The sequence below is a fragment of the Oceanobacillus sp. FSL K6-0118 genome (assembly GCF_038006665.1).
Taxonomy (GTDB): domain Bacteria; phylum Bacillota; class Bacilli; order Bacillales; family Amphibacillaceae; genus Oceanobacillus; species Oceanobacillus caeni.
The window spans coordinates 1,869,444-1,883,093 of the sequence record NZ_JBBOVR010000001.1 but is presented as its reverse complement, the minus strand read 5'-3'; the positions used below and the strand labels follow the sequence as shown (position 1 = coordinate 1,883,093).

Sequence of the window (13,650 nt, the reverse complement as noted above, 5' to 3'; positions counted from 1 at the left end):
CGATAAAAATGACATGCGACTAAAAAAGGGGAGGCGTGAATTAGGCGCAAAGCTCATCTTTAGTCGGCCTTCCTTTAAGAAGTTCGTTGGCAAAAGCGGAACTTCTATTAAGACCGCCCACATCCAGTGGGCAACGTAGAAGTCCTTTTTATCCCCTTTTTGAACACTCTATTACTCCAAGTATTACACAAATCCCAACATAAAAGAACAAAATTAATTAATTTTTTTAAGACGAGTGAGGAAAAATCCGTCTGTTTGGAAATCTTGTGGAAACAACTGAAATCCATACTCGGAAATTCCGGTTAAGCCTTTTGATTCATCTGGTAAATCATCGAAAAATGTTTCGTCTACTTTAAAGTTAGGATGGTTTTCTAGAAATACTTTAACAACATTTTCATTTTCACTTGTATCCACTGTGCATGTACTGTAGATCAATAATCCTCCAATTTTCAACAATGGAGAAACACTATCTAGAATCTCACGTTGTACTTTAGAGAGATTGGTTATATCTTCTTCCTTTTTATTATATTTAATTTCTGGTTTACCACGCATAACACCTAAACCAGAACATGGTGCATCCACTAAAATCCGATCAAAACTTTCCGGTTCATGAACTTCACCTAATTTTTTGGCATCAGCCTGATTTGCATTAATAATGGAAAGACCAAGAGTAGATGCTTTCTCATCTATTAAATTAACTTTTTTCTTATGCAAATCATAAGCATAAACGATTCCTTCATTTTCCATCTTTTCAGCAATATGTGTCGCTTTTCCACCTGGTGCACTACAAGCATCTAATACGTTCATATTTGGTTTGACATCGAGCATTTCTCCAACAAGCATCGAGCTCTGATCTTGTATCGTTAAATAGCCGTCTTTGAATAAATCGGTAGTTAATACATTACCTTTCTTCACAATGATTCCTTGTTTAGATAAAATGGAAGGTTCCACTACAAGGCCAAATTCACTTAGCGTTTCAATGGCCTTTTCTCGTGTTATTTTTAATGGTTGTATGCGAACAGATTGTGGGCGTTTTGCAACATTTTCTTGACACATTTTCTCCGTAGTTTCGTACCCATACTCTGAAATCCAGCGTTTAACAAGCCATTCAGGATGGCTTGTTTCTATCGAAAGTCTTTTTGCATGATCTTGAATGTCAGTAGTATCAGGTATACCGTTTCTCTGGATATTTCTAAGAATACCATTCACAAAACCGGCTACCCCCTTATGACCACGTTTTTTCGCAATTTCCACTGCCTCATGTATAACAGCGTGATCTGGAACTTTATCTAAATAAACCATTTGATAAATAGACATTCGTAAAAGCATTCTTACCCATAGATCCAGTTTTTTCTTTGAATTTATATAGTGATCTATAAAATAATCTAGAGATATTTTTCTTTGTAACGTTCCATATACAACTTCCGTTAGTAACTTTTCATCTTTCGGATTCATTCGTTTAGATTTAATCTCATGATCAATTAATAAATGACTAAATCCTTGGTCTTTTTCAGTCCGAATTAGTAAGTCTAAAATAGAATTTCTAAGTAGATAATTTTTCATTTAATCACCTAAAATGATCCCTGTTTTTATTCGATCACTTGCACCACGAAGATAGTCTTTCACTAGCATACGTTTTTTTCCAGCTGGTTGAATTTCCGTAATTCGTATACCACGACCATCACCACTAACAACAGTAAAGTAATCTTCTTCTACTTTCACTATTTCACCAGGTTCACCATTATATTCAGTACGATCTGGTTCTCCCCACCAAATTTTCATGTTTTCATCTTGATACGTCGTAAAAGCTACTGGCCATGGATGTAAACCACGAATTTGATTATAAATTTCGATGCTTGGTTTATTCCAATCAATTTTTTCTTGTTCTCGTTTTATATTAGAAGCAAACGTAGCTTTCGTATCATCTTGTTTAATTGGATGAATACTTCTTGAAAAAATATTAGGTAAAGTCTGCATTAATAATTGAGAACCTGCTTCAGAAAGCTTATTATGTAAAGTTCCGACATGATCCTTATATTCTATTGGAACTTTCACTTGAGAAATAATATCACCGGCATCTAGTTTTTCTACCATATACATAATGGTTATTCCTGTCTCTTGTTTTCCCAGGATGATGGAATAGTGAATCGGTGCTCCGCCTCGCAACTCTGGTAGTAAAGATGCATGTACATTAATGCAACCGAATGGTGGTGTTTCTAATAATTCATTTGGTAATATTTGGCCATATGCTGCTGTCACTATAAGATCAGGCTCATAAGATAAAATCTTCTTAAATTCTTCTTTAAGTTTTTCCGGTTGAAATACGGGGATATGATGCATCTCTGCCTCAACCTTTACAGGCGGAGGAGTAATGACTCGCTTTCTCCCTTTAGGCCGATCCGGTTGGGTTACGACTAAAACTACTTCATATTCTGATTCTACTAAAGACCTTAATACTGGTACCGAAAAATCAGGAGTACCCATAAATACAATTCGTTTCATTGTTAAACCTTCTTTCTCTAATCCTACTTTTTAAACACGCATTTAAGGGAATCTACATAAAATGATACGGTTCTAAATCAACTGTAATCAAAAGATTATTTTTTCTTACATCGTCCGAAAAATATTCCATTATTTTATTTAATAACGGTCGTAGATTTGGTTCATTTTTGTATTTTATCATGCATTGATATCGATATCTATCTTTGATACGTGGGATTGGTGATGGTGTCGGTCCTAACACGACTGTATTTCTTTTCACAGACTTCATCAACATCTGAACGATTGTTTGCGTCCTTTGTACTGCTAACACGTTATTTTCATGCGAGACCGTAATTAACACGAGATAAAAATACGGTGGATACTTGAATTTCCTTCTCATCGACATTTCCTTTTTATAAAAATCATGGAAATTGTAAACACTCGCAAGTTCTATACTATAATGATCAGGAGTATACGTTTGGACAAGAACCTCACCTGTTAATTCATGCCTTCCAGCCCTACCACTAACTTGAGTGAGAAGTTGAAAAGTTCTTTCACTGGATCGGAAATCTGGTAAATGAAGCATAGAATCCGCCGTAAGAACACCAACTAATGTAACATTTTCGAAATCTAATCCCTTAGCAATCATTTGTGTACCTAATAAAATATCAGCTTTTCGATCGCCAAATTGTTTTAACAATCTTTCATGTGATCCTTTTCTTCTCGTTGTATCAACATCCATCCTCAGAATTCTTGCTTCTGGTAACAATTTACCTAATGCTTCCTCTACTCTTTGTGTGCCTGTTCCAAAATAACGGATGGAATCACTTGTACACTCTGGGCAACTTGCAGGAAGATTTGTCTCATAGGAGCAATAATGACATTTTAGCCGATTGGAGTTTTTATGATAAGTCAACGCAATGTCACAATGTGGGCATTCCATAACATGTCCGCAATCACGACACATAACAAAGGTAGAATAACCTCTTCGATTCAATAGAAGCACGACTTGTTCTCCTTTTTGAATACATTGTTCCATTTTTTGCATTAGCTTTCTAGAAAACATCGTACGGTTTCCGGCATGAAGCTCTTTACGCATATCGATAATATCAACATTTGGCATCGGCTGATCATTTGTACGTTTACTAAGTGTAGCTAATTGATATACCCCTTTACTAGCTCTAGCATAGGATTCTAATGTCGGTGTTGCACTTCCTAAGACAACTGGACATTGATGATACTTTCCTCTCTCAATTGCAACATCCCTTGCATGATAGCGGGGTTGATCTTCCTGCTTATACGTTGTTTCATGTTCTTCATCAATGATGATAATTCCAAGATTTTCAAATGGAGCAAAAATCGCGGACCTAGCACCGACTACAACCTGTACTTCTTTCCGATGAATTCTTCGCCATTCATCATATTTTTCCCCAGCGGATAAAGCACTGTGCATGACAGCTACATTTTTACCAAAGCGTCCTTTAAAACGCTCTACCATTTGCGGAGTTAATGATATTTCAGGAACAAGTACAATCGCTTCTTTCCCTTTACTTATTACGTTTTGAATAGCTTGTAAATATACTTCTGTTTTACCACTACCAGTTACCCCATGCAGTAAAAATACTTCATGTTGATGTTCATTAATAGACGCCTGAATAGGTTCAATCGCATTTTGTTGTTCTTCTGTTAATGGTAATGGTGTTGTATGTTTAATCGCATCATCATTATATGGGTTACGAAAAATTTCTTGTTTATATGTTTCTAAAATTCCTTTATCAACTAAATTTTTTATCGTACTAGAAGTGGTCTTTACTTTATTTATTAATTCTTTTTGTGAAACGGCTTTTGGATATTCTAAAAAATACGAAATAACTTGTTTTTGCTTGTTTGCATTTTTAGGAATGTCCATGATAGCTTCTTCTAGTAAATAAGATTCTTTGGAAGGTTTTACCATTACTATTTGTTTTTTTGTTATCTTTGACTCAACAAGATATTCAATGGATATGTCCCCTTCTTGAATGGCTTTTTGCAATTGATAATAACTAATATTAGCATGTTCAAATTCTTCGTAGTCAATAAAGCCTCTGCCAGCAAATAAATGTTCCAGTTCTGGAGTTAAGACTTCATCTGTTTCTCGAATTAATTGTTTTCTATACTTTGACTTTAATACCTGTGGTAACATTGCCTGTAATGCAGTAATGGAAAGACTTAATGTATTATTAGCAACCCATTTCCCTAAATCAAGTAATTCTTTCGTTAATACAGGAGTTATGTCTAGTACATCAACAATATCTTTCAATTTATCAAATGATGATTCCGATACACGTTCAACTACGAAACCCATAATTTTCCTAGGTCCAAATGGTACAATCACTCGCATACCTGGTTTTATTACTTCTTGAAACCTTTTTGGAATAGAATAATCAAAAGTTTGATTGATGGCGCTCGATGGTACATCTACTATCACTTTCGCTATATTCACTAGTTATCAGCCCTTAAATCACGATCGATCAAAATAAATAACTTTCTTGCTATTTCTGTTTTCGAAGCTATACTTAGTTCTTCTTTTTCTTGAAATCTGTTTACATAGGTAACAATATTCGTATCCGCCCCGAAACCTGCACCCTCTTCTGCTACATTATTGATGACGATAGCATCTAAATTTTTCTTTTCTAATTTATTTAAACCATATTCTAGAGGGGTGTTCGTTTCGGCGGCAAAGCCAACTAAAAATTGATTCGTTTTCCGTTCTCCTAAGGATTTTAAAATATCTTTTGTTCTTTCCATTTCCATATTCCATTCACCGGGTTGCTTTTTCATTTTTTGACTGTATACTGTTTTCGGTCGATAGTCTGCAACTGCTGCTGCTTTAATGACGATATCACTTTCTGAAAAAAACTCATGCATTCTTTGATACATTTCTTCTGCAGTTTCGATATCTACTCTCGTTATTCGGTTATTTTTCACTTTTTGCTCAGTAGGTCCAGTAACTAGTGTTACTTCAGCTCCCATTTCAGCTGCTACATGCGCAATAGCAAAACCCATTTTTCCTGTTGAACGATTTGTAAAAAAGCGAACAGGGTCAATTTTTTCTCTTGTTGGACCTGCTGATACTAGAACTCTCTTTCCGGATAATAATAGGTTATGGCTTTGATGTTCTTCCAAAACCTTTATTATCGTTTCAGGCTCTTCTAATCTACCTTTCCCAACATAGCCACAAGCGAGGTAACCGGCACCAGGCTCAATAAAATGATATCCCCATTCTTCTAATCTTCTCATGTTCTCCATTACAGCTGGGTGCTGATACATATGTACATTCATTGCCGGTGCAACATAAATCGGTGAATGAGATGCTAATAATGTTGTGGTTAACATATCATCTGCTATACCATTAGCTATTTTCCCAATTATGTTTGCAGTAGCGGGTGCAACAAGAATCAAATCTGCCCAATCAGCTAAATCAATATGAGCGATTTTTTCTGAATCCTTTTCATCAAAGGTGTCTGTATAAACTGGATTTCTAGATAGTGCTTGAAACGTTAACGGTGAAACAAATTTACTCGCACTTTCCGTCATAATTACCTTCACATTAGCACCTTTTTGCGTTAACTTACTTGTAAGTGCACATGCCTTATATACAGCTATTCCGCCTGATACACATAATAAAATATTCTTTTGATTCACCATATAATTCTCCCCTCTAAAGCGTTCAATTCGACATTCTCTACCTTATTTATACCATAAGAGATAAATTATTTGAACAAAAGCGTAAGCGCCCGTTTAGCGACGTACGGACTGCGCCTGGCCATGCCAGGTGGTCCGATGTTGCCGCGCAAAGCGGCGGTTTTAATCGGACATTCCACTTCCGTAGGAGATAAAGGAAACACGGTGAGCGTAAGCGAGCCGATGTTGACTTTCACCACAAGGGTATAAGTGCGACTAAGCCTCTGGTTTCACCAGTCGGCAAGTCTTCTTTATCGTACGGAGGTGAAGGAAGTCTCGCTAGTCGCTGGGCGCTGGAGCTGGACGTGATCCTGATAAACGAACATGTTGAAAGTTTTCCGTTCCTCGCTGCAAATAATAGAAAACCCTCGCAAATTTGCGAGGGCTATCTATATTAATCATTACCTTCTTCTAGGTATAACTTTCCTGCAACAACTTCCTCAAGCGCCATTCCAACATACTTATCAGATTTAGGATTTTCTACTTGTAGGTCCTTCGTTTCGCTTACTTGTCTAGCACGTTTTGCTGATAAAATGACAAGTTTATATTTTGATTTTATTTTTTCCTGTAAAACATCGATAGACGGTTCTAACATCATATTTGATCATCCTCCAGTATTTTTTTGTATTGTTTCGCAATTCGTTCTCTTTTTAAATGTTCACTTTGAATAATAGACTTGATTTTTTCCACAGCATGATCAACTTGGTCGTTTACAACAACGTAATCATACGCATCCATCATCTCAATTTCTTTCCTGGCTTCCTTTAATCGATTTAACACTAGGTCATTGGATTCTGTACCACGACCGAGTATACGATTCTTTAATTCATCTAAACTTGGTGGGAAAAGAAAGATGAAAACACCTTCTGGGAAATTCTTTTTAACTTGTAAGGCACCTTGAACTTCAATTTCAAGAAAAACATCGAAGCCCTTTTCTAACGTTTCCTCTACATACTTACGCGGTGTTCCATAATAGTTATCAACATATTTAGCATATTCTAAAAGCTCATTTTGTTCAATTAAACTTTCAAATTCTTCCTTTGTTTTATAGAAGTAATCAACACCATCAAATTCTCCTGGTCTTTTTTCTCTTGTTGTCATGGAAATAGAATATTTAAGGTCTGTTGCCTTCTCAAATAGTCTTTTTCTTACTGTTCCCTTCCCAACTCCAGATGGGCCTGAAAGAATAAATAAAATTCCTCTCTCATCTTTCAAAACATTTCCTCCTATTAATGAGTATTCAAAAAGAAGGATGAAAAGGACCAAGGTCAGCTAAAAGCGCAACGTCCTATTGCAATGCTGCCCCTACACAGGGGTATGTCATTTTCACCGGGCTCTTTGAACATCCTCTAGTATATCAAATACAGAAATTATTCCTCAGTAATTTCATCATTACTTATCACACGTTGTCCAACCGTTTCGGGTTGAACGGCAGATAACACTACATGGTCACTATCGGTAATAATAACTGCTCTCGTTCTACGACCATACGTAGCATCAATTAGCTTATTGTTTTCTCTTGCTACCGTAATAATTCGTTTAATGGGTGCAGATTCAGGTGAGACTATCGAAATAATTCGATTTGCCGAAACTACATTTCCAAATCCAATATTAATCAAGCTTAAACTCAAAACTTTTCCCCCTATATCCTTCTATGTAGATACCCAGCCAGTCAAAACGTGATAATTTATTATACAATAGTTAATAAAAAAATAAATAAAATATGTATCGTACATTTTTAAATTATTTCACTCTCAATTATTATAGCATAATGCAGAATAAATATGAAAACAGGATATTTGTATTCAATAGAAAAGGTTCGAGAAAATAATAGATTTCTCGAACCCTTCTTTTATTCTTTATTTGATCTTTTGAAAGCAAATAACACAGTCGGTATTGCACTAAGTGCACCGATTAATAACCAATCTTTTAACGGTAAGCTTGTAGTGTGGAAAATAGGTTGTAATGGTTCCCAATAAATAACAACTAATAGTAGTAAAATAGATGATAGTACCGCCACAACAAGGTATATATTACCAAAGGGATTCCTATCAAAAATAGAATTCTCCGCTCTACAATCAAATACATGGATTAATTGTGCCATAACTAAAGTTGTAAATGCAACGGTTTGTGCGTATACCAGATTTTCAGGAGTATTTTGATACGTAACCATAAAGGCTATCAATGTAACCAAACCAATTAATATCCCTCGGCTAATTATTTTGAAACCTAATCCCCTTGAAAAAACTCCTTCTTTTGGATTTCGTGGCGGTTGTTTCATTGCATTTTCTTCCGCTTTATCTAGTCCAAGCGCCATCGCCGGAAGTCCATCTGTCACTAAATTCACCCATAAAATTTGCACCGGTACTAAAGGTAGTGGTAATGCGAGTAACATAGCAAATAACATCACTAATATTTCCCCGACGTTGGAAGCTAATAAATAACGGATAAACTTCCTTATGTTTTCATAAATATTTCTACCTTCTTTAATGGCTGATTTAATAGTAGCAAAGTTGTCATCCATTAAAACAAGGGAGGATGCTTCTTTTGTTACATCCGTACCATTGATCCCCATACTAATGCCAATATCACTAGCTTTAATTGCTGGTGCGTCATTTACGCCATCACCAGTCATAGCTACAATATGACCTTTCTCTTGAAAGGCTTTAACAATTTTTAATTTATGCTCAGGGGTTACTCTAGCAAATACATACGTATCATCGATAATATCTTCTAATTCTTCTACAGACATTTGATTTAATTGATGCCCTTCTAAAACTAGTCCATTTTCTGGTAACAAATTTAAATTTCTAGCAATAGCACTTGCTGTATTTACATGATCTCCAGTAATCATAACTGTCTTAATTCCGGCTTGTCTACATTCTTCAATCGCAGCTTTCACTTCTTTTCTTGGTGGATCAATCATTCCATAAAGACCAATAAATGTTAATTCCTTTTCTAAAAACGCATCATCTAGTGTATCTTTTGTGGTTAAGGGTCGGATACCAATAGCTATTGTTCTTAATGCGTTATTCGCCATATCTTTAATGGCCATTTCAATTTTCACTTTATCTTCTTTTTTTAGAACTTCTCTATTTTTATCTTTTAATTGAAAAGAAGTTCGAGGTAGCAATACATCTGGTGCACCTTTTGTAATTAATAATCGCTTTCCATTCTCATCTTCCACAATGACACTCATTCTTTTTCTATCGGAATCAAAGGGAATTTCCTTTATAATTTTAAATTTTTCCTCATCAATTGGTTTTAACCCTATTTTTCTAGCAGCAACTAATAATGCTCCGTCTGTAGGATCACCATCTATAAAATATTTCCCCTTTTTAACCATTAAAGAAGAATTATTACACAGTGTTCCATATAATAGCATTTTTCTTAAATTCGGATAATCATTTTCTACCTTTTTATTATTTAAAAAGAAATCTCCATGGATATCATAACCGTCACCACTTACATATATATGTTTCCCATTTAAGAATAATTCTTTTACAGTCATTTGGTTCTCTGTCATCGTTCCTGTTTTATCAGAACATATAACGGAGGCTGTACCTAGAGTCTCTACAGCAGATAATTTTCTTACGATAGCTTTTTTTCTAATCATTCTTTGTACACCTAATGACAGAGCAACCGTCACAATTGCAGGTAAACCTTCTGGGATAGCTGCAACTGCAAGGGATACACCGGCTAAGAACATATCATATGTTGGTTTTCCTTCAAGAACCCCTAATACAACAACTAATGCGGTTAACAATAGTGCTACCACTATGAGTATTTTACCTAATTCCGCTAGTCTTCTTTCTAATGGGGTTGGGGTTTTCTTCGTATTGGCCATTAATGAAGCAATTTGACCCATAACGGTGTTCATACCTGTACCAACAACAACACCGATTCCCGACCCTCTAGTTACAAGCGTTCCCATGAATCCCATATTTGTTTGGTCTTGAGCGTCTAAGTGGTCTTTCCGAATGGCTGTGGCATGCTTAACAACTGGGAGTGATTCCCCAGTAAGAGCAGATTCTTCTGTTTCCATGCTATTTGACTTCGTAATTCGTACATCTGCAGGAACCCGATCCCCACTATTCATTCGAACAATATCTCCAACTACTACCTCTCTTGAAGGAATCTTCTCCCATTTTCCTTCCCTTAGAACATTTGCCATTGGTGCAGATAATTCCTTGAGTTTTTCCAATGATTTTTCTGCTTTTTGCTCTTGGAAATAGCCTATTAGCCCATTTACTAATACAATGATCATAATCGCAATAGCATCGACGTATTCACCAAGTAAACCAGCGATCAATGTCGCCGCAAGCAATACAATGACCATAAAATCTTGAAACTGCTTTAAGAAAATAAGCCATCTTGGTGTATGTTTTTGTGATTTAAGCTCGTTCTCACCATATTGTTTCCGACGTTCCTCAACTTGTTTTTTGTTTAATCCTTTACTTGATAAAACATGTAACTTCTGTTCTACCTTTTCTACATCTAATTGATACCACTTCATCCTCATTCCTCCGCGATCATTATAGTACATGAAATTCATCCATTTGTTCATAGTTCTATCAATGTGTGTTCGAACAACCTCTATTTGATATCTATGCATACTTGTCCCAAAAAATGCTATAATTGCTGAGGGAGGTGAATGAAATGCCATTTGATGGTATTGTCACTAGAGCTGTAACAGAGGAACTTAAAAAGGATCTTATTCCTGGAAGGATTACGAAAATATATCAACCAACTCCAACCGAACTTGTTTTCACCGTTCGTAGTAAGGGTAAAAATCATTCATTATTATTATCCATTCACCCTACTTATGCTCGCTTTCATATTACGGAAGATATTTACAAAAATCCTAAAGAAGCACCCATGTTTTGTATGATATTAAGGAAATATTTATCGGGAGCAATCATTGAAGCAATAGAACAAAAAGGTATGGAAAGAATTATAACGTTTACCATACAATCTAAAAATGAAATTGGCGATATTAGTCAAAAATTACTCATCTTTGAGCTAATGGGTAAGCATAGTAATGTGATGCTTGTCGATAAAGAAAAAGGACATATCTTGGATAGTTTGAAACATATCCCTATCTCACAAAATAGACACCGAATCATTTTGCCAGGACAAAAATATATATTACCTCCTGATCAAAATAAAATGAATCCATTAGAGATTAGTAGTGAAGATTTCATAAAACGTTTAGATTTTAATGCTGGAAAAATGGATATGCAATTTGTTCAAACACTAGAAGGGTTTTCACCTTTTATAGCTAAAGAGCTACTACACCGAATTGGCTTTGGTTCCACTTCAGTTTATACGGATAAATTTAACGAGATCAAAGAACAATTAATTGAGAACAAATATGTACCTGCCATTTATCGAAACAATAAAGAAGACTTTCACGTTATCCCTATCTCGTCATTTTCGGGAGATGTAGAGTATTTTAAAGATGTAAACAAAATGCTCGATGCCTTTTACTCCGGTAAAGCAGAGCGAGACCGAGTAAAACAACAAGCAAAGGATTTATATCGATTTATCCATAATGAAAAAAACAAAAATGAGAGAAAATTAAAGAAGCATGAAAAGACCATTAAAAAAGCAGAGAATGCTGAAGAGTATCAACGACTAGGAGAATTACTTACAGCCCACATGCATCTTATTTCTAAAGGGGATAAAGAAGTAAAAGTTTTAGATTATTATGATCCTGAACAAAAGGAACGGATAATTCCCCTAAATCCTAATAAAACACCTAGTGAAAATGCGCAGAATTACTTCAAGACCTATCATAAATTAAAAACATCTAAACATGTTGTAGAAAAAGAAATTGAAAAAACGAAAGAGGAAATTTCTTACTTCGATCAATTACTTCAGCAGATGGATGTTGCAGGTGTAGAAGATATTGAAGAGATACGAGAGGAATTAAGAGAAGAAGGTTATTTAAAGAAACAAAAGAAAGATAAGAAGAAAAACAAGCCGTCTAAACCAGTTCCTGAAAAATATATATCTTCCGACGGTACGGAAATCCTTGTAGGGAAAAATAATAAACAGAATGAATACTTAACAATAAGACTAGCACGACGCGATGAGATTTGGCTTCACACGAAAGACATCCCTGGTTCCCATGTGATTATTCGTTCATCTGAACCTAGTCAAAAAACGTTGGAAGAAGCAGCCGTCATTGCAGCATTTTTCAGTAAATCTCAGAATTCCTCTACCGTCCCTGTAGATTATACGAAGGTAAGACATGTTAAAAAACCAAACGGAGCCAAACCAGGCTTTGTTATATATGAAAATCAGAAAACGTTATTCGTAACACCATCGAAGGATATTGTTAATGGGTTAAGAGCTTGATAAGCAAGCATTCTAATAAAGAATGCTTGCTTATTTATTAGAATGCTATGGCAAGAAGAAAGTTTTACACTTCCCGATCTACAAAAAATTTGTAGACGTTAAGGCAGTAATAAAACGATCCACTTGTGGTAATTTCCTTACCCCTTCTTGAAAACAGATCCATGTATCACGTGTAACCGGCTTCCCGTCTACTTCCAATGGGACATGCGGATACTCATCTTTCATTGAATCCGAAACACTCTCTGGTAATACGGCCATTCCAATACCTTGTTTCATAAACTGTTTACACGTTTCAATTTGATCCACTGTCATCATTTTCAATGGCTTAATTTTATCTTGATGAAAATATAACCAATTATCCACTTGATCATGCATACTATCATCACTATTAAATGAGATTAACGGGCGTTCCTTTAATTTGTCTTTCGGGAATTCTTCCGTATCAAAAATATAAAGTGGGTCAGAAAACAAATGAATACAAGTACTATTTTTTAACTTTTCACCTCGAATAATGCTTACATGGTATTTTTTAAAGTTTCGCATAATGTCTTCACTAATCCCTGTGACTAGATCAATCGTTACTTTTGGATACTTTGTTATGTATTCTCCTAAAATAGCCGGTAAAAAACGTTGACTTATAAGGGAAGAGCAAGCAATGGATAATGTTCCTTGGACATCATGACTGGATTTGGCTAATTCATTTTTTAATTTTTTTTCATTGTCAACAATCTCTTTCGCATAATTTAATATAATCTCACCACTTGGTGTAGGTAACAATTCTTTAGATGTACGAATGAATATTTGTTCTCCAAAATAATCTTCCATATATTTAAGCCTTTGCGTTACAGCTGGTTGTGAAACTAATATTACTTTAGCTGTACCTCTAATCGTTCCAATTTCATTCAACTTTAACAGTAATTCATAATCTTCTATTTTCATAGCAGTCTATCCTTTAATCGTATTATTTAGAACTAATTATATGGGATATGTTTCACTTAATCCAATTTCAATATCGCAATAGTATGCGTCAAGTTTTTCTCGGTGTGTCTTCCACACCAATATTTCCGGCACTCTATTTTTGTA

At 35.3% G+C, this 13,650-nt stretch carries 10 protein-coding genes; 1 reads left to right on the top strand and 9 read right to left on the bottom strand.

What is annotated here, in order from left to right:
- Window positions 1-213 precede the first annotated feature (213 nt).
- The 8 genes from rsmB to MHI02_RS09680 all read right to left on the bottom strand — a co-directional run bounded on the left by rsmB (window position 214) and on the right by MHI02_RS09680 (window position 10,720).
- The gene (gene rsmB / locus MHI02_RS09715) at window positions 214-1,563 is read right to left on the bottom strand and encodes a 16S rRNA (cytosine(967)-C(5))-methyltransferase RsmB (protein ID WP_341165862.1); all 1,350 of its coding nucleotides are present in this window, start codon (window positions 1,561-1,563) and stop codon (window positions 214-216) included.
- Complete coding sequence (gene fmt / locus MHI02_RS09710) at window positions 1,564-2,502, bottom strand: methionyl-tRNA formyltransferase (protein ID WP_341165861.1); 939 nt, start codon at window positions 2,500-2,502, stop codon at window positions 1,564-1,566. It lies immediately after the preceding gene.
- A 52-nt stretch (window positions 2,503-2,554) separates the two neighbouring features.
- On the bottom strand, window positions 2,555-4,963 hold the full coding sequence (gene priA / locus MHI02_RS09705) for a primosomal protein N' (RefSeq protein WP_216883633.1): 2,409 nt from the start codon (window positions 4,961-4,963) through the stop codon (window positions 2,555-2,557).
- Complete coding sequence (gene coaBC / locus MHI02_RS09700; protein WP_047185999.1) at window positions 4,963-6,168, bottom strand: bifunctional phosphopantothenoylcysteine decarboxylase/phosphopantothenate--cysteine ligase CoaBC; 1,206 nt, start codon at window positions 6,166-6,168, stop codon at window positions 4,963-4,965. Before coaBC ends, priA begins: the two co-directional genes overlap by 1 nt.
- A gap of 430 nt (window positions 6,169-6,598) precedes the next feature.
- The gene (rpoZ, locus tag MHI02_RS09695) at window positions 6,599-6,802 is read right to left on the bottom strand and encodes a DNA-directed RNA polymerase subunit omega (protein WP_083452498.1); all 204 of its coding nucleotides are present in this window, start codon (window positions 6,800-6,802) and stop codon (window positions 6,599-6,601) included.
- Window positions 6,799-7,419, bottom strand: a complete 621-nt coding sequence (gene gmk, locus MHI02_RS09690; protein WP_047185998.1) for a guanylate kinase — start codon at window positions 7,417-7,419, stop codon at window positions 6,799-6,801. The genes rpoZ and gmk overlap by 4 nt, the downstream gene beginning before the upstream one ends.
- A 155-nt stretch (window positions 7,420-7,574) precedes the next feature.
- The gene (gene remA, locus MHI02_RS09685) at window positions 7,575-7,835 is read right to left on the bottom strand and encodes an extracellular matrix/biofilm regulator RemA (protein WP_047185997.1); all 261 of its coding nucleotides are present in this window, start codon (window positions 7,833-7,835) and stop codon (window positions 7,575-7,577) included.
- Between the two features lie 221 nt (window positions 7,836-8,056).
- Window positions 8,057-10,720 carry a calcium-translocating P-type ATPase, SERCA-type gene (locus MHI02_RS09680; RefSeq protein WP_047185996.1) on the bottom strand — a complete coding sequence of 888 codons (2,664 nt, stop codon included), beginning with the start codon at window positions 10,718-10,720 and terminating at the stop codon, window positions 8,057-8,059.
- Between the two features lie 143 nt (window positions 10,721-10,863).
- Between MHI02_RS09680 and MHI02_RS09675 the strand changes: the two genes are divergently transcribed.
- Complete coding sequence (locus tag MHI02_RS09675) at window positions 10,864-12,567, top strand: Rqc2 family fibronectin-binding protein (RefSeq protein WP_047185995.1); 1,704 nt, start codon at window positions 10,864-10,866, stop codon at window positions 12,565-12,567.
- 78 nt (window positions 12,568-12,645) lie between these two features.
- On the opposite strand, the gene MHI02_RS09670 is transcribed toward MHI02_RS09675, so the two are convergent.
- Complete coding sequence (locus MHI02_RS09670) at window positions 12,646-13,506, bottom strand: LysR family transcriptional regulator (RefSeq protein WP_047185994.1); 861 nt, start codon at window positions 13,504-13,506, stop codon at window positions 12,646-12,648.
- Window positions 13,507-13,650: the final 144 nt, after the last annotated feature.

What these genes read in the sequence shown, in the direction of transcription:
- rsmB (WP_341165862.1), bottom strand. Translation starts at nt 1,563, where the DNA reads ATGAAAAATTATCTACTTAGAAATTCTATTTTAGACTTACTAATTCGG.
- fmt (WP_341165861.1), bottom strand. Translation starts at nt 2,502, where the DNA reads ATGAAACGAATTGTATTTATGGGTACTCCTGATTTTTCGGTACCAGTA.
- coaBC (WP_047185999.1), bottom strand. Translation starts at nt 6,168, where the DNA reads ATGGTGAATCAAAAGAATATTTTATTATGTGTATCAGGCGGAATAGCT.
- rpoZ (WP_083452498.1), bottom strand. Translation starts at nt 6,802, where the DNA reads ATGATGTTAGAACCGTCTATCGATGTTTTACAGGAAAAAATAAAATCA.
- MHI02_RS09680 (WP_047185996.1), bottom strand. Translation starts at nt 10,720, where the DNA reads ATGAAGTGGTATCAATTAGATGTAGAAAAGGTAGAACAGAAGTTACAT.
- MHI02_RS09675 (WP_047185995.1), top strand. Translation starts at nt 10,864, where the DNA reads ATGCCATTTGATGGTATTGTCACTAGAGCTGTAACAGAGGAACTTAAA.
- MHI02_RS09670 (WP_047185994.1), bottom strand. Translation starts at nt 13,506, where the DNA reads ATGAAAATAGAAGATTATGAATTACTGTTAAAGTTGAATGAAATTGGA.